This window comes from Kluyvera cryocrescens NBRC 102467 (assembly GCF_001571285.1).
Taxonomy (GTDB): domain Bacteria; phylum Pseudomonadota; class Gammaproteobacteria; order Enterobacterales; family Enterobacteriaceae; genus Kluyvera; species Kluyvera cryocrescens.
The window spans coordinates 1-14,029 of record NZ_BCTM01000059.1; the positions used below are offsets into that span (position 1 = coordinate 1).

Below are 14,029 nucleotides of genomic sequence, written 5' to 3' on the forward strand. Positions count from 1 at the left end.
GTAACGTCAAAGCTTTTGACAATGCCTGTCATTTTATGAGTCAAGTAAATTCCTTGTTAAAAACACGCAACGAATATACGCGTGAAAAAATAAAAAAGCTATTTATATATTGAAAAATTTAGTGAGGGCTTCTGGATGGCCAAAATAAAATTTGCATATCAGAACCAGTCGTGCATTAATGAATGCTGTTAGTTCGATATATAAACGAGCGTAAAAAAAACTACTGAGCAGTCCTCATTTCAGGCGCTATCGCTGATACCCCCTCCCTTGAGCCTATACGTTCAATACGATACGTTTTTATAAAACTTAAAGTCGACATTGCTCAACAGGAGTCCGTATGTCTTCAAGAATTCAAGGCCTGGTTAAGTGGTTTAACGAAGATAAAGGTTTTGGTTTTATCTCTCCGCTTGATGGTAGTAAAGATGTATTGGTTCGTCTTCCAGCGCTTCATAGCGATAATTTAGATACGCTTTTTGAAGGGCAGAAGGTTGAATTTGCTATTCATACTAGTGAAAAAGGCCCCGCGGCTACCCATGTTATTTTGTGCGATAGATAATTATTTTTAGGCCTACGACAACGATGACGGATGAATCCTGAGTAGATAGGCCTAACAATCAATAGATCAAAATAGATTTATCTCACCGTAGAGCAGCATCTTTTCACGAGAATGAATGTGAAGAGCGGCTTTTAAGCGGGGGGAGCGGTGGTGCCTTGGTTGGGTTCTATTTTAACGCGTTGTTAATTAATGATTTTTTCGTCAGCTGAGCTGCGCATTACTAATGCATTGACCTGTGCGTGTTAAACTTTATTGCCAAATGAGTGGCTGAACATTTTCTACCATCATCATTTGGCAAGGTCGTGCGTTTTTAGAAACGTTGCGCTGATTTAAATAAAGTACTGCAGTACGGGCAGACAAGTTGGGAACCTTTCTGAACTCGACTAAAGCTATGTTCAGAATCCTTTGAACAGTTCGGGCATGCACACTTGACTAAGTGATTACGAGGGGATTTTGTGTTTTTACGTCCGGACATAGGCATTTCCTGATTTATGGGACTGCCACCATACACGTTTAATCAGACAGTTGCTTGTGTTTATTCTTAAAGATTCGCATCAATTGAAAATATTAAAAAATGCAATGTTAGAGATAGCACCACCAAGTGACAGTTATCAATAAGGTATATTATATCAATTTAAATATTCATTTTCGGTGCCCATGTTGCCATGGCTCCCAGTATCGAACATCAGTCTTTGATGTCTCAGAGCGAAACCCATTTGGTGCAAAATGTATTTTTTGCAAAACAAGTATGGTCTTTAATGAAACCGCCGTTATCAGGAATAAATCTCCCGAGCTTACTTCTTGAAAACGTATGTATTTGCAATGAGGGGATGGCAATAAATGAAAAAGGTCATTGTGTTTTTTAATGCCGAGCCTTGCAAAGTTATCACCGTGGTTAAAGAAACGACCACGGTACGACAAGCGTACCCCAGCGGAGAGGAGATTTGTCTGCAAATCATGTCTGCAGGGTTTCCCTCCTTAACCGGAGATCACGAGGTGGTGTATGTGGCTACCGATAGGGATCTGGCTCGCCAGGAAATCCTCGATGCGGCTAAAAAATACCTGTAACCCGTTTGCGCTTGGTTACCCGCATCTTCCACAAATGCCATTGATGGCAGCATGTACTGATTAGACACTGGCCTTTATTCATGCCCTTTAAACTGCCCCGGCGTCTTTCCAAAACGTTGCCGGAAAATCTCGATATACGCGCTGACGTTACTGTAGCCGCTAAGCGCTGCAATTTCCGCAACGGGAAGGCCGGCCAATACCCACTGCAGCGACGAGAGTATTTTGGCTTGCTGCCGCCATTGGCTAAAGCTCAGCCCCGTTTCCTGGTTAAAGAGACGACTCAGATTTCTGACGCTCATCCCCCATTTATGGGCCAGCTGCGCCTGATTTAACATGCACCCCGGATTGTTGAGAAGTTCGTTAGCCACATTTCGTGCTCGTCGATCTTCTGGCAACGTTAACTGAAGCGGTAGCTCGGTCATTTGAGCCATTTCGTAAGCTAAAACGTGCAACAGTGCATCTTTATAATCATCAGAAAATGATGTATTCGCGCTGTGGCATATCCGACCGAGCAGTTCGAAGACAAAGGTGTCAGCCCGATAAATTCCAGAACGGGATGAAGGATCCCCGCCGAAAGCAGGGGCAAGATAAAGGCATTTGCCTTTTACCGTCCCCATGGATTTCGCCCGATGGTATAAATTGGCAGGAAACCATCCCACAGACCCTGGCGTGACCGCCCACTGTGACAGTTCGGTTTCAATAACAATAAGGCCGTGGCTTAGCCAGAATAATTGGCCAGATTCATGTCGATGCCAAGGCGTTGCGTGGGAGCCGGTATGCTCAAGCGGGTGGATGTCTATCTGCATGGCTGATTAACCGTATATGTTGTCCTGATGTCGATAATATACTAGGCGCGCCTTAATGTAGGCTTTGGGTATACCGATAAAGGAGAGCGGAATGACAAATAACAAACGAACGGTCATTGAAGCATTACAGGCACTTATCGCTGACCCTAAGCATGATGAAAGCAGAATCGAGGCCTTTTTTGCCACAGAGTATCAGCAGTGGGTTGATGGTCAACAGCTCGACTACCGCAGCTTTGTGGAGCATATGGAAACCGTAAAACGACATACAAGGCTGATGCGCTTATCGATAAAGTCTGCCGTGGCGGAAAATGACACCGTGTTCACTCATCATGCGGTTAATGTTGAGAAAAATCAGCATGAGACGTGTGAGTTTGAGGTGTTTGCGCGTTTTACGCTGGCGGCAGGAAAAATCATCCGCTGTGAAGAGCTAACGCGAATGGTCAGTGGGGCGGCGGGCGATAGCGATCTCGGGAGTCGACGTTAATTTCTCTCTTTAACGGGCGTTATTTTCATTAGGCGTGTCATCTCGTCATATAGGCTGAAGATCGTCTGATACCGGCTAACGAGGCCTGTGGCGATGCCATCGGTGGAGGAGGGGATGCCATTTTTAATCGCAGCATTTATAACCGATAAGACAGAGTGCGACCCTTCACACTGAATTCACGCTTTTCTGACCAGTCCTCGACGTGTAAACTAATGGCTCGGTATCAAACAGTTAGTACGAGTACTTTAGCGATTTTGTTAATCCTATGTACACACTTAGCAGAGTGAAGCTCAGAAACGCACTGAACCGTTTGGTATTTCTAAATAATTTAATTTTGTATGTGCTCTTTCGTGTGGGGCACCACTGCAAATAAGGACATTAAATGCCTGTAATTACTCTTCCTGATGGCAGTCAACGCCATTACGATCACTCCGTTAGCCCAATGGATGTTGCTCTCGACATCGGCCCTGGTCTGGCAAAAGCCACCATTGCTGGGCGCGTGAACGGTGAGCTGGTAGATGCTTCCGACCTGATTGAAAATGATTCCACGCTGTCTCTCATCACCGCAAAAGATGAAGCTGGCCTGGAGATCATTCGTCACTCGTGTGCACACCTGCTTGGCCATGCCATCAAACAGCTGTGGCCAAACACCAAAATGGCGATCGGCCCGGTTATTGACAACGGTTTCTATTATGACGTTGATCTTGACCATACGCTGACCCAGGAAGACATCGACGCGCTCGAAAAACGTATGCATGAGCTCGCCGAGAAAAACTATGATGTCATCAAGAAGAAAGTGAGCTGGCATGAAGCCCGCGATACTTTCGTGTCTCGCGGTGAAACCTACAAGGTTTCTATTCTTGATGAAAACATTTCGCATGATGACAAGCCTGGCTTGTACCATCACGAAGAATATGTCGACATGTGCCGTGGTCCGCACGTGCCGAATATGCGTTTTTGTCACTACTTTAAGCTGATGAAAACCGCAGGCGCCTACTGGCGTGGCGACAGCAACAATAAGATGTTGCAGCGCATCTACGGTACAGCGTGGACGGATAAAAAAGCCCTCAATGCTTACCTGCTGCGTCTTGAAGAAGCAGCGAAACGTGACCACCGTAAAATCGGTAAGCAGCTTGACCTGTACCATATGCAGGAAGAGGCACCGGGTATGGTGTTCTGGCATAACGACGGCTGGACTATCTTCCGTGAACTGGAAACTTTTGTGCGCTCCAAGCTCAAAGAATACCAGTATCAGGAAGTGAAAGGTCCGTTCATGATGGACCGTGTGCTGTGGGAAAAAACCGGGCACTGGGACAACTACAAAGATGCAATGTTCACCACTTCTTCCGAGAACCGTGAGTACTGCATCAAGCCAATGAACTGCCCAGGGCACGTCCAGATCTTCAACCAGGGTCTGAAATCCTACCGCGATCTGCCGTTGCGTATGGCCGAGTTTGGTAGCTGCCACCGTAACGAACCGTCAGGTGCACTGCATGGCTTAATGCGTGTACGTGGATTTACTCAGGATGACGCCCATATCTTCTGTACTGAAGAGCAGGTGCGTGATGAAGTGAACGCGTGCATTCGTTTAGTCTATGATATGTACAGCACTTTCGGTTTTGAAAAAATCGTGGTCAAACTTTCAACGCGTCCGGAAAAACGTATCGGTAGCGATGAAACCTGGGACCGTGCAGAGGCCGATCTGGCCGTTGCGCTGGAAGAAAACAACATCCCGTTTGAATATCAACTGGGTGAAGGTGCTTTCTACGGTCCGAAAATTGAATTTACCCTTTATGACTGCCTCGATCGTGCATGGCAGTGCGGTACTGTACAGCTGGACTTCTCTCTGCCGTCTCGTCTGAGCGCCTCTTACATTGGCGAAAACAACGAACGTCAGGTCCCAGTGATGATTCACCGCGCAATTCTTGGTTCTCTGGAGCGCTTCATTGGCATCCTGACCGAAGAATTTGCCGGTTTCTTCCCAACCTGGATTGCACCAGTGCAGGTTGTCGTGATGAATATCACTGATTCTCAGTCTGAATATGTCAACGAATTGACTCGTAAACTGCAAAATGCGGGCATTCGTGTAAAAGCAGACTTGAGAAATGAGAAGATTGGCTTTAAAATCCGCGAGCACACTTTACGTCGTGTCCCTTACATGTTGGTCTGTGGCGACAAAGAGGTCGAAGCCGGCAAAGTTGCCGTGCGCACCCGTCGTGGCAAAGACTTGGGCAGCCTGGACGTAAATGAAGTTATCGAGAAGCTGCAACAAGAGATTCGCAGCCGCAGTCTAAAACAACTGGAGGAATAAGGTATTAAAGGCGGAAAACGAGTTCAAACGGCACGTCCGAATCGTATCAATGGCGAGATTCGCGCCCTGGAAGTTCGCTTAACAGGTCTGGAAGGCGAAGCTTTGGGTATTGTGAGTCTGAGAGAAGCTATCGAAAAAGCTGAAGAAGCTGGAGTAGATTTAGTTGAAATCAGCCCTAACGCCGAACCGCCAGTTTGTCGTATCATGGACTACGGCAAGTTCCTTTATGAAAAAAGTAAGTCTTCTAAGGAACAGAAGAAAAAGCAAAAAGTTATCCAGGTTAAGGAAATCAAATTCCGTCCTGGGACCGATGATGGCGACTACCAGGTAAAACTCCGCAGCCTGGTACGCTTTCTCGAAGATGGCGATAAGGCCAAGATCACGCTGCGTTTCCGCGGTCGTGAGATGGCTCACCAACAGATTGGTATGGAAGTGCTTACGCGCGTCCGTGACGATCTGAGTGAACTGGCAGTAGTCGAATCCTTCCCAACGAAGATCGAAGGCCGCCAGATGATCATGGTGCTCGCTCCTAAGAAGAAACAGTAAGGCCTTCAAGTAGCAATGTCTGTGGAGCCTTTGGGCTTCACAGATACTGTTCGCCTACGTTTCGTTTATTAACAATGCGAAGTGGAAGTTATTACAATGCCAAAAATTAAGACCGTACGCGGTGCTGCTAAGCGCTTCAAAAAAACCGGTGGTGGTGGATTTAAGCGTAAGCACGCAAACCTGCGTCATATTCTGACCAAAAAATCTACTAAACGTAAACGTCACCTGCGTCCAAAAGGCCTTGTTTCTAAAGGCGATCTGGGTCTGGTTATCGCGTGCCTGCCGTACGCATAAGCCGTTAACGTTTAACTTTTTTTCACTAAGAATATAGATACAGGAGAGCACATATGGCTCGCGTAAAACGTGGTGTAGTTGCCCGTGCACGTCACAAGAAAATTTTGAAACAAGCTAAAGGCTACTACGGTGCGCGTTCTCGCGTATACCGCGTTGCCTTCCAGGCTGTTATCAAAGCAGGTCAGTACGCTTATCGTGACCGTCGTCAGAAAAAGCGTCAGTTCCGTCAACTGTGGATTGCGCGTATCAACGCAGCAGCACGTCAGAACGGTATTTCTTACAGCAAATTCATCAACGGCCTGAAAAAAGCCTCTGTTGAAATCGACCGTAAGATCCTGGCTGACATCGCCGTATTCGACAAAATCGCGTTCACCGCGTTAGTTGAAAAAGCGAAAGCAGCACTGGCGTAAGCCGGTTGGAAGAGGGAGCTAGTCTCCCTCTTTTCATTTTAACTGTATCAATGCATTGACATTTATTCCCGTAGCCCTTTCAATAAAGGTTCTACGACTCTTACCACACAAGGTAACGCAAGCATGAATGCTGCTATTTTCCGCTTCTTTTTTTACTTTAGCACCTGAATCCAGGAGGCTTGCGCGTGAAAGAAGAAACGGAAAACAGCGCCTAAAAGCCTCCCTGGTGGAGGCTTTTTTTATACGCGTCATCCTTCAAGTTGTCTCAGTGTTGGCTGCATTTGCGCTTTTGCCGCCTTGATACAACTTGAATGATTTTGCGTATTTACGAGCGACTAGTGAATATCGCCACATAACGAGGAAAACCATGTCACATCTCGCAGAGCTGGTTGCCAGTGCAACAGCCGCCATTAACCAGGCTTCAGATGTTGCCGCGTTAGACAATGTCCGCGTCGAATATCTGGGCAAGAAAGGGCATCTGACCCTTCAAATGACCACCCTGCGCGAGCTGCCGCCGGAAGAGCGTCCAGCTGCGGGTGCGGTGATTAACGAAGCGAAAGAGCAGGTACAGCAGGCGCTTAACGCGCGTAAAGCCAGCCTCGAAAGCGCTGCGCTGAATGCCCGCCTTGCCGCAGAAACTATCGACATCTCTCTGCCTGGGCGTCGTATTGAAAACGGGGGCTTGCACCCGGTTACGCGTACCATCGATCGTATTGAAAGTTTCTTCGGTGAGCTCGGTTTTACCGTTGCGACGGGCCCGGAAATTGAAGACGACTACCATAACTTCGATGCCCTGAATATTCCTGCGCACCACCCGGCACGTGCTGACCACGACACTTTCTGGTTCGACGCAACGCGTCTGCTGCGCACCCAGACCTCTGGCGTACAGATCCGTACCATGAAAGGCCAGGAGCCACCAATCCGTATTATCGCGCCGGGCCGCGTTTACCGTAACGACTACGACCAGACGCATACCCCGATGTTCCATCAGATGGAAGGTCTGATTGTTGATAAAAATATCAACTTCACCAACCTGAAAGGCACGCTGCACGATTTCCTGCGCAACTTCTTTGAGGAAGACCTGCAGATTCGTTTCCGTCCGTCCTACTTCCCGTTCACTGAACCGTCCGCTGAAGTGGATGTGATGGGTAAAAACGGCAAATGGCTGGAAGTTCTGGGTTGTGGCATGGTGCACCCGAACGTTCTGCGTAACGTGGGCATTGATCCGGAAGTCTACTCCGGCTTCGCGTTCGGTATGGGGATGGAGCGTCTGACCATGCTGCGTTACGGCGTCACCGATTTACGTGCGTTCTTCGAAAACGATCTGCGTTTCCTCAAACAGTTTAAATAAGGGCAGGACAAAACAATGAAATTCAGTGAACTGTGGTTACGCGAATGGGTAAATCCAGCCATTGATAGCGAAGCGCTGTCAGGGCAAATCACCATGGCAGGTCTGGAAGTTGATGGCGTTGAAGCGGTTTCCGGTCGTTTCAATGGGGTTGTAGTTGGTGAAGTGGTCGAGTGCGGTCAGCATCCTAATGCTGACAAACTGCGCGTCACCAAAGTCAACGTCGGCGGCGAACGTCTGCTGGACATCGTATGCGGTGCGCCAAACTGCCGTCAGGGCCTGAAGGTTGCGGTGGCCACTATCGGTGCCGTACTGCCGGGTGATTTCAAAATTAAAGCGGCAAAACTGCGCGGTGAGCCGTCCGAAGGGATGCTGTGCTCATTCTCCGAGCTGGGTATTTCTGACGATCATGATGGCATTATTGAGCTGCCGGCCGATGCGCCGCTGGGTACCGATATTCGCGAATACCTGAAGCTTGATGACAATACCATCGAGATTAGCGTGACGCCGAACCGCGCTGACTGCTTAGGTATCATCGGTGTGGCGCGTGATGTTGCCGTGTTGAACAAGCTGCCGCTGAATGCGCCAGAAATTGCGCCAGTTGCGGCAACTATTTCTGATGTGCTGCCTATCGATGTTGAAGCCGCAGATGCTTGCCCACGCTATCTGGGCCGCGTCGTTAAAGGCATCAATGTCAAAGCACCAACGCCGCTGTGGATGAAAGAGAAACTGCGTCGTTGCGGCATCCGCTCTATTGATGCCGTTGTCGATATCACCAACTACGTGCTGCTGGAACTGGGCCAACCGATGCATGCATTCGATAAAGATCGTATCGAAGGTGGGATCAAAGTTCGCATGGCCAAAGAGGGTGAAACGCTGGTTCTGCTGGACGGCACTGAAGCAAAACTGAACGCAGATACGCTGGTGATTGCAGACCACAACAAAGCGCTGGCCATGGCCGGTATCTTTGGCGGTGAACATTCTGGTGTGAACGATGAAACCCAAAACGTTCTGTTGGAGTCCGCTTTCTTTAGCCCACTGTCTATTACGGGCCGCGCGCGTCGTCATGGTCTGCACACTGATGCTTCTCACCGCTATGAACGCGGCGTCGATCCGGCTTTGCAGTACAAGGCGATGGAACGTGCAACCCGTCTGCTGCTTGAGCTGTGCGGTGGTGAAGCGGGCCCAATTATTGATGTTACCAATGAAGCAAGCCTGCCGAAGCGCGCCACGATTACGCTGCGCCGTAGCAAGCTTGATCGTCTGATTGGTCATCACATTGCTGACGATCTGGTCACTGATATTCTGACGCGTTTGGGTTGTGAAGTCACCGTGGGCCAGGACCAATGGCTGGCCGTTGCACCGACCTGGCGTTTCGATATGGAAATCGAAGAAGACCTGGTGGAAGAAGTCGCGCGTATTTATGGCTATAACAGCATCCCGAATCAGCCGGTACAGGCAGGCCTTGTGATGGGGAGCCACAAAGAGGCCAATCTGTCGCTTAAGCGCGTGAAAACCATGCTGAACGACAAAGGCTATCAGGAAGTGATCACCTATAGCTTCGTTGACCCGAAAGTACAGCAGTGGGTTCACCCGGGTGAAGAAGCGCTGATTCTGCCAAGCCCAATCTCCAGCGAAATGTCCGCGATGCGCTTGTCTCTGCTGACTGGCCTGCTGTCTACCGCTGTGTACAACCAGAATCGTCAGCAAAACCGCGTGCGTATTTTTGAAACCGGTCTGCGTTTCGTACCGGATACCCAAGCACCGCTGGGCATCCGTCAGGATGTGATGCTGGGAGGGATCATCTGCGGTAACCGCTACGAAGAGCATTGGAACCTGGCAAAAGAGACCGTTGATTTCTATGATATGAAGGGCGATCTGGAATCCGTTCTCGACCTGACCGGTAAATTGTCTGAAATTGAATTTAAAGCGGAAGCCAATCCGGCTCTGCATCCGGGGCAGTCTGCGGCGATTTATCTGAAAGGTGAACACATTGGTTTTATTGGTGTTATTCACCCAGAGCTTGAGCGTAAACTGGATCTGAATGGCCGTACGCTGGCGTTCGAACTGGAGTGGAACAAGCTTGCAGACCGCGTGGTTCCTCAGGCTCAGGACGTTTCTCGCTTCCCGGCGAACCGTCGTGATATCGCCGTAGTGGTCGCGGAAAATGTGCCCGCTGCAGATATTTTAAACGAATGTAAGAAAGTTGGCGTAAATCAGATAGTTGGCGTAAACTTATTTGACGTGTACCGTGGTAAGGGTGTTGCGGAAGGCTACAAGAGCCTTGCTATCAGCCTGATTTTACAAGATACCAGCCGTACACTCGAAGAAGAGGAGATTGCCGCTACCGTCGCCAAATGTGTAGAGGCATTAAAAGAGCGATTCCAGGCATCATTGAGGGATTGAACCTATGGCGCTTACAAAAGCTGAAATGTCAGAATATCTGTTTGATAAGCTTGGGCTTAGCAAGCGGGATGCCAAAGAACTGGTAGAGCTGTTTTTTGAGGAGATCCGTCGCGCTCTGGAGAACGGCGAGCAGGTCAAGCTATCCGGTTTTGGTAACTTTGATTTGCGTGATAAAAATCAACGCCCGGGACGTAACCCGAAAACGGGTGAAGATATTCCCATTACAGCCCGGCGTGTGGTGACCTTCAGACCAGGACAGAAGTTAAAAAGCCGGGTCGAAAACGCAACACCCAAAGAAGAGTAATCTGAACTAACTAAAAAGGCCGCATTCGCGGCCTTTTTCTTTTCTTAGGTGGCGTATCCACCGTAAAATCAAAAGCTTCTTTACGTGCTTACGGGTATTTATGCAGCTCTACGTACATCAACAGCAGCGGCGAAACCGCCGTTGGCTAGTCGCACTGACGCTGGTGCTCCTGTTAATGCTGGGCATCGGCCTTTGCGCTGGCGATCAATGGATCGCGCCCGGTGAGTGGTTGAGCGCTAAAGGGCAGCTCTTTATCTGGCAAATACGCCTGCCGCGCACGCTCGCCGTGATGCTGGTTGGCGCGTCGCTGGCGCTATGCGGTGCCGTGATGCAGGCATTATTTGAAAACCCGCTTGCTGAACCCGGTCTACTGGGCGTGTCGAATGGCGCGGGAGTGGGGCTGATTGCGGTTATTATGCTGGGCCATGGCGTCTTGCCCGGCTGGGCTCCGGGGCTAGCGGCAATCTGCGGCGCACTGTTTATCACGGCGATTTTGATGCGTTTTGCTCGTCGGCACCTCTCCACCAGTCGTTTGCTGCTGGCCGGCGTTGCATTAGGGATCATCTGTAGCGCACTGATGACCTGGGCGGTCTACTTTTCAACGTCGTTCGATCTCCGCCAACTGATGTACTGGATGATGGGCGGTTTTGGCGGCGTTGACTGGCAACAGCTATGGCTGATGGTCGCGCTATTACCGGTAATGGTCTGGACTTGCCAGCAATCAAAACCACTCAATCTGCTGGCGTTGGGGGAAACATCTGCGCGCCAGCTTGGCGTCCCGATTGCCCTATGGCGTAAGCTGTTGGTCATGGCGACCGGCTGGCTGGTGGGTGTGAGCGTGGCGTTGGCCGGCGCGATTGGTTTTATCGGGCTGGTGGTGCCGCATATGCTGCGGCTTTGTGGCCTAACGGACCATCGCGTGCTGTTGCCAGCCTGTGCGCTGGCGGGCGCCAGCACGCTGCTGTTTGCTGATATCGTCGCGCGGCTGGCGCTGTCTGCTGCGGAACTGCCGATAGGCGTTGTGACGGCGACGCTAGGCGCGCCGGTATTTATCTGGTTACTATTAAAGTCCGGGCGATAGACCCGACTTAACCTGAAAAGAGGATGCTATGCAAACCACGATTTTAAACACCCCGGTCACCACGATTGACGGTGAGAACATCACCCTGGAAGGCTATAAAGGCAAAGTACTGCTGATTGTGAACGTCGCCTCCAAATGCGGCCTGACGCCACAGTATGAACAGCTGGAAGCCTTGCAGACCTCGCTGCAGAGCGAAGGTTTTACCGTTCTCGGTTTCCCTTGCAACCAATTCCTCGGACAGGAGCCGGGCAGTGAAGAAGAGATCAAAACTTTCTGTAGCACGACCTATGGCGTAACCTTCCCACTGTTTAGCAAAATTGACGTCAATGGCGAAGGGCGTCACCCGTTGTATCGCCTACTGACGCGTACCGCGCCGACGGCTATCGCCCCGGAAGGCAGTGGTTTCTATGAGCGGATGGCCAGTAAAGGGCGTGCGCCTGCGGAGCCTGGCGATATCCTGTGGAATTTCGAGAAGTTCTTGATTAGCCGAGAAGGTGCCGTGATCAACCGTTTCTCTCCGGATATGACCCCGGATGATCCCACTCTGGTTACCGCTATCAAGCAGGCTCTCGCCCAGTCATGATGCCTTTGATGCAGCTTCAGGACGTCGGCGAGAACGCCCGGTTACGGGACGTTAGCGTGGATGTGGCGCGCGGCGAGATGATTCATCTGGTGGGGCCGAATGGCGCGGGGAAAAGCACGCTGCTGGCGAGAATGGCGGGCTTGAGCCGCGGGAAAGGGATGGTTAGACTCAACGGACAACCGTTGGATACATGGACCTCTTCGGCGCTGGCGCGGCATCGTGCCTATCTTTCCCAGCACCAGACGCCTCCGTTCGCCATGCCCGTCTGGCAGTTCCTGATGCTGCATCAGCACAATACTCAACATTCACCGTTTGCTGTCCATGTTACCGAGGCACTGGGGCTTAGCAATAAGCTCGGGCGCAACGTTAGCCAACTCTCCGGCGGTGAATGGCAGCGCGTTAGGCTTGCCGCAGTCATACTGCAGGTCTCACCGTGGGATAATGCTGATGGGCAACTGCTGCTGCTTGATGAGCCGATGAACAGTTTGGATGTGGCTCAGCAGGCGGCTTTGGATAAGCTATTGGCCGAACTGTGTGCGGCCGGCGTCACGATTATCATGAGCAGTCACGACCTTAACTACACTTTACGTCATGCAAACCAGGTGTGGCTATTATGCGCTGGGCGATTGATCGCTAGCGGCAAAACGGATGCGGTATTGCAGCCGGAAAATTTAGCCACGGCTTATAATATGACGTTTCAGAAGTTGGAAATAGCCGGTCATCAATGGCTCGTTTATGATGATGTCGGTGAAAAATAATCCATACTCAGCCTTGAGCCGTGGTCATTGCTTGCCAGTCGATTGCTTATCGATATAATTTATTGGCTGATCATAAAAATAGAGGATGCGCTGGATATGCGTTTCTGGGCTCTTTTTCTCGTGGCATTCATTTTAGCCGGCTGTAGCAGCCACCGTCCGCCGCCGCCAAATCCACGGCTCGCGGACTCCATTACGGTGATTGCGGGTTTGAACGAACAGCTTCAGAACTGGCATGGCACGCCTTATCGCTACGGAGGTATGAACCGTCGCGGCATTGATTGCTCGGCCTTTGTGTTGATGACCTTCCGCGATCAATTTGAAATGAGTCTTCCACGAGAAACCCGTCAGCAAGCAAAAATAGGCACCGAAATCGATAAAGGTGACCTTCTGCCGGGCGATTTGGTCTTTTTCAAAACCGGCGCTGGCGAAAGTGGCTTGCACGTTGGCATCTACGATACCGACAATCAGTTTATCCATGCCTCGACCAGTCAGGGCGTGACGCGCTCCTCCCTCGACAACGTCTACTGGCGAAAGAACTTCTGGCAAGCCAGAAGAATTTAATCAAAAAGAAAAGGAGGCCATCAAGCGCCTCCTTTTTTTATGTCGTCGATTTAATTTAAATAAATAGCCCACGATATTCTCATTTTGTTAGGTGAGATCATGGAACTTAAGGTTGATTGTGTTAATCCATTAGTTTCGATTACAATCATTACGATCCAGTGACGGACCAATGAAATAAAAAGGAACCGATGAAAGGAATAATCACAGCATCCATTACCGTAGGTTTTCGCTTTGTGACGTCAGGAACCCGGACATGACTTTTAGTGAAGGGCAGTCGCAATGATTGTATCGCTGGATAATACGTATTGTTCTCAGTTGTTTTTTCTCCCCGCCAGGAATAGTGGGGGACAGCTGGTTGGCCTGAAAGTGGTTAGCCAGTTTAGCGGCGTAAATAACCACGTTCGTATTCCGACTAGCCTCGTTTTACCACGACTGACTGCGCAAGAAGAAATCGCTTTATTCCAGGAAAAACTGGCGCTCTTGACCACCTGCCAGCTGTTCTTTATTCAGCAC

18 protein-coding genes, 1 pseudogene and 1 other annotated feature are annotated in these 14,029 nt (G+C 50.0%); of the genes and pseudogenes, 17 read left to right on the plus strand and 2 right to left on the minus strand.

Features of this window, described 5'->3' with window-relative positions; genetic code table 11:
* Nucleotides 1-337 precede the first annotated feature (337 nt).
* Complete coding sequence (locus KCR01S_RS22895; RefSeq protein ID WP_061285192.1) at nt 338-556, plus strand: cold shock domain-containing protein; 219 nt, start codon at nt 338-340, stop codon at nt 554-556.
* A gap of 310 nt (nt 557-866) precedes the next feature.
* On the opposite strand, the gene KCR01S_RS25515 is transcribed toward KCR01S_RS22895, so the two are convergent.
* Nucleotides 867-1,037 (minus strand): YnfU family zinc-binding protein, encoded by a 171-nt coding sequence (locus KCR01S_RS25515; RefSeq protein ID WP_313843938.1) that lies wholly within the window; start codon nt 1,035-1,037, stop codon nt 867-869.
* 147 nt (nt 1,038-1,184) lie between these two features.
* Here KCR01S_RS25515 and ymcF point away from each other — a divergent pair, with 147 nt between their 5' ends.
* Both ymcF and KCR01S_RS22900 read left to right on the plus strand, forming a co-directional pair.
* On the plus strand, nt 1,185-1,361 hold the full coding sequence (gene ymcF / locus KCR01S_RS25920) for a cold shock small protein YmcF (RefSeq protein ID WP_420883591.1): 177 nt from the start codon (nt 1,185-1,187) through the stop codon (nt 1,359-1,361).
* Nucleotides 1,362-1,396: 35 nt separating this feature from the next.
* Entirely contained in the window at nt 1,397-1,624 is a 228-nt protein-coding gene (locus KCR01S_RS22900) for a hypothetical protein (RefSeq protein WP_061285193.1), read from the plus strand.
* Between the two features lie 74 nt (nt 1,625-1,698).
* Here the strand turns inward: KCR01S_RS22900 and KCR01S_RS22905 are convergent, their stop codons facing one another.
* Nucleotides 1,699-2,430, minus strand: coding sequence for a helix-turn-helix transcriptional regulator (locus KCR01S_RS22905; protein ID WP_061285194.1), 732 nt, complete (start codon nt 2,428-2,430; stop codon nt 1,699-1,701).
* Nucleotides 2,431-2,521: 91 nt separating this feature from the next.
* Here KCR01S_RS22905 and KCR01S_RS22910 point away from each other — a divergent pair, with 91 nt between their 5' ends.
* The 14 genes and pseudogenes from KCR01S_RS22910 to KCR01S_RS25520 all read left to right on the plus strand — a co-directional run.
* Entirely contained in the window at nt 2,522-2,914 is a 393-nt protein-coding gene (locus KCR01S_RS22910; protein WP_061285195.1) for a nuclear transport factor 2 family protein, read from the plus strand.
* Between the two features lie 382 nt (nt 2,915-3,296).
* Nucleotides 3,297-5,225 carry a threonine--tRNA ligase gene (gene thrS / locus KCR01S_RS22915; RefSeq protein WP_061285196.1) on the plus strand — a complete coding sequence of 643 codons (1,929 nt, stop codon included), beginning with the start codon at nt 3,297-3,299 and terminating at the stop codon, nt 5,223-5,225.
* A gap of 3 nt (nt 5,226-5,228) precedes the next feature.
* Nucleotides 5,229-5,771, plus strand: coding sequence for a translation initiation factor IF-3 (gene infC, locus KCR01S_RS22920; protein WP_071828920.1), 543 nt, complete (start codon nt 5,229-5,231; stop codon nt 5,769-5,771).
* 96 nt (nt 5,772-5,867) lie between these two features.
* Nucleotides 5,868-6,065, plus strand: coding sequence for a 50S ribosomal protein L35 (gene rpmI, locus KCR01S_RS22925; protein WP_003030583.1), 198 nt, complete (start codon nt 5,868-5,870; stop codon nt 6,063-6,065).
* Nucleotides 6,066-6,118: 53 nt separating this feature from the next.
* Nucleotides 6,119-6,475, plus strand: coding sequence for a 50S ribosomal protein L20 (gene rplT / locus KCR01S_RS22930; protein ID WP_052284424.1), 357 nt, complete (start codon nt 6,119-6,121; stop codon nt 6,473-6,475).
* Between the two features lie 118 nt (nt 6,476-6,593).
* Nucleotides 6,594-6,718, plus strand: a sequence feature (Phe leader region).
* On the plus strand, nt 6,599-6,643 hold the full coding sequence (gene pheM / locus KCR01S_RS25245; RefSeq protein ID WP_001386830.1) for a pheST operon leader peptide PheM: 45 nt from the start codon (nt 6,599-6,601) through the stop codon (nt 6,641-6,643). Its footprint overlaps the feature before it by 45 nt.
* Before the next feature lie 124 nt (nt 6,719-6,842).
* Entirely contained in the window at nt 6,843-7,826 is a 984-nt protein-coding gene (pheS, locus tag KCR01S_RS22935) for a phenylalanine--tRNA ligase subunit alpha (RefSeq protein WP_061285197.1), read from the plus strand.
* Nucleotides 7,827-7,841: 15 nt separating this feature from the next.
* Nucleotides 7,842-10,229, plus strand: a complete 2,388-nt coding sequence (gene pheT / locus KCR01S_RS22940) for a phenylalanine--tRNA ligase subunit beta (RefSeq protein WP_061285198.1) — start codon at nt 7,842-7,844, stop codon at nt 10,227-10,229.
* Nucleotides 10,230-10,233: 4 nt separating this feature from the next.
* Nucleotides 10,234-10,533 (plus strand): integration host factor subunit alpha, encoded by a 300-nt coding sequence (ihfA, locus tag KCR01S_RS22945; protein ID WP_003030571.1) that lies wholly within the window; start codon nt 10,234-10,236, stop codon nt 10,531-10,533.
* A 100-nt stretch (nt 10,534-10,633) separates the two neighbouring features.
* Nucleotides 10,634-11,614 (plus strand): vitamin B12 ABC transporter permease BtuC, encoded by a 981-nt coding sequence (gene btuC / locus KCR01S_RS22950; RefSeq protein ID WP_061285199.1) that lies wholly within the window; start codon nt 10,634-10,636, stop codon nt 11,612-11,614.
* 28 nt (nt 11,615-11,642) lie between these two features.
* Complete coding sequence (locus KCR01S_RS22955; protein WP_061285200.1) at nt 11,643-12,197, plus strand: glutathione peroxidase; 555 nt, start codon at nt 11,643-11,645, stop codon at nt 12,195-12,197.
* Complete coding sequence (gene btuD, locus KCR01S_RS22960; RefSeq protein ID WP_156478806.1) at nt 12,194-12,955, plus strand: vitamin B12 ABC transporter ATP-binding protein BtuD; 762 nt, start codon at nt 12,194-12,196, stop codon at nt 12,953-12,955. The genes KCR01S_RS22955 and btuD overlap by 4 nt, the downstream gene beginning before the upstream one ends.
* A 96-nt stretch (nt 12,956-13,051) precedes the next feature.
* Nucleotides 13,052-13,516 carry an NlpC/P60 family protein gene (locus KCR01S_RS22965; RefSeq protein ID WP_061285201.1) on the plus strand — a complete coding sequence of 155 codons (465 nt, stop codon included), beginning with the start codon at nt 13,052-13,054 and terminating at the stop codon, nt 13,514-13,516.
* 279 nt (nt 13,517-13,795) lie between these two features.
* Nucleotides 13,796-14,029, plus strand: a pseudogene (locus KCR01S_RS25520) (EAL domain-containing protein); the annotation flags it as partial.

Bases quoted from the DNA above. Each gene is read 5' to 3' on its own strand.
- KCR01S_RS22895 (WP_061285192.1), top strand. From the start codon at position 338: ATGTCTTCAAGAATTCAAGGCCTGGTTAAGTGGTTTAACGAAGATAAA.
- KCR01S_RS25515 (WP_313843938.1), bottom strand. From the start codon at position 1,037: ATGCCTATGTCCGGACGTAAAAACACAAAATCCCCTCGTAATCACTTA.
- KCR01S_RS22900 (WP_061285193.1), top strand. From the start codon at position 1,397: ATGAAAAAGGTCATTGTGTTTTTTAATGCCGAGCCTTGCAAAGTTATC.
- KCR01S_RS22905 (WP_061285194.1), bottom strand. From the start codon at position 2,430: ATGCAGATAGACATCCACCCGCTTGAGCATACCGGCTCCCACGCAACG.
- KCR01S_RS22910 (WP_061285195.1), top strand. From the start codon at position 2,522: ATGACAAATAACAAACGAACGGTCATTGAAGCATTACAGGCACTTATC.
- thrS (WP_061285196.1), top strand. From the start codon at position 3,297: ATGCCTGTAATTACTCTTCCTGATGGCAGTCAACGCCATTACGATCAC.
- rpmI (WP_003030583.1), top strand. From the start codon at position 5,868: ATGCCAAAAATTAAGACCGTACGCGGTGCTGCTAAGCGCTTCAAAAAA.
- rplT (WP_052284424.1), top strand. From the start codon at position 6,119: ATGGCTCGCGTAAAACGTGGTGTAGTTGCCCGTGCACGTCACAAGAAA.
- pheS (WP_061285197.1), top strand. From the start codon at position 6,843: ATGTCACATCTCGCAGAGCTGGTTGCCAGTGCAACAGCCGCCATTAAC.
- pheT (WP_061285198.1), top strand. From the start codon at position 7,842: ATGAAATTCAGTGAACTGTGGTTACGCGAATGGGTAAATCCAGCCATT.
- ihfA (WP_003030571.1), top strand. From the start codon at position 10,234: ATGGCGCTTACAAAAGCTGAAATGTCAGAATATCTGTTTGATAAGCTT.
- btuC (WP_061285199.1), top strand. From the start codon at position 10,634: ATGCAGCTCTACGTACATCAACAGCAGCGGCGAAACCGCCGTTGGCTA.
- KCR01S_RS22955 (WP_061285200.1), top strand. From the start codon at position 11,643: ATGCAAACCACGATTTTAAACACCCCGGTCACCACGATTGACGGTGAG.
- btuD (WP_156478806.1), top strand. From the start codon at position 12,194: ATGATGCCTTTGATGCAGCTTCAGGACGTCGGCGAGAACGCCCGGTTA.
- KCR01S_RS22965 (WP_061285201.1), top strand. From the start codon at position 13,052: ATGCGTTTCTGGGCTCTTTTTCTCGTGGCATTCATTTTAGCCGGCTGT.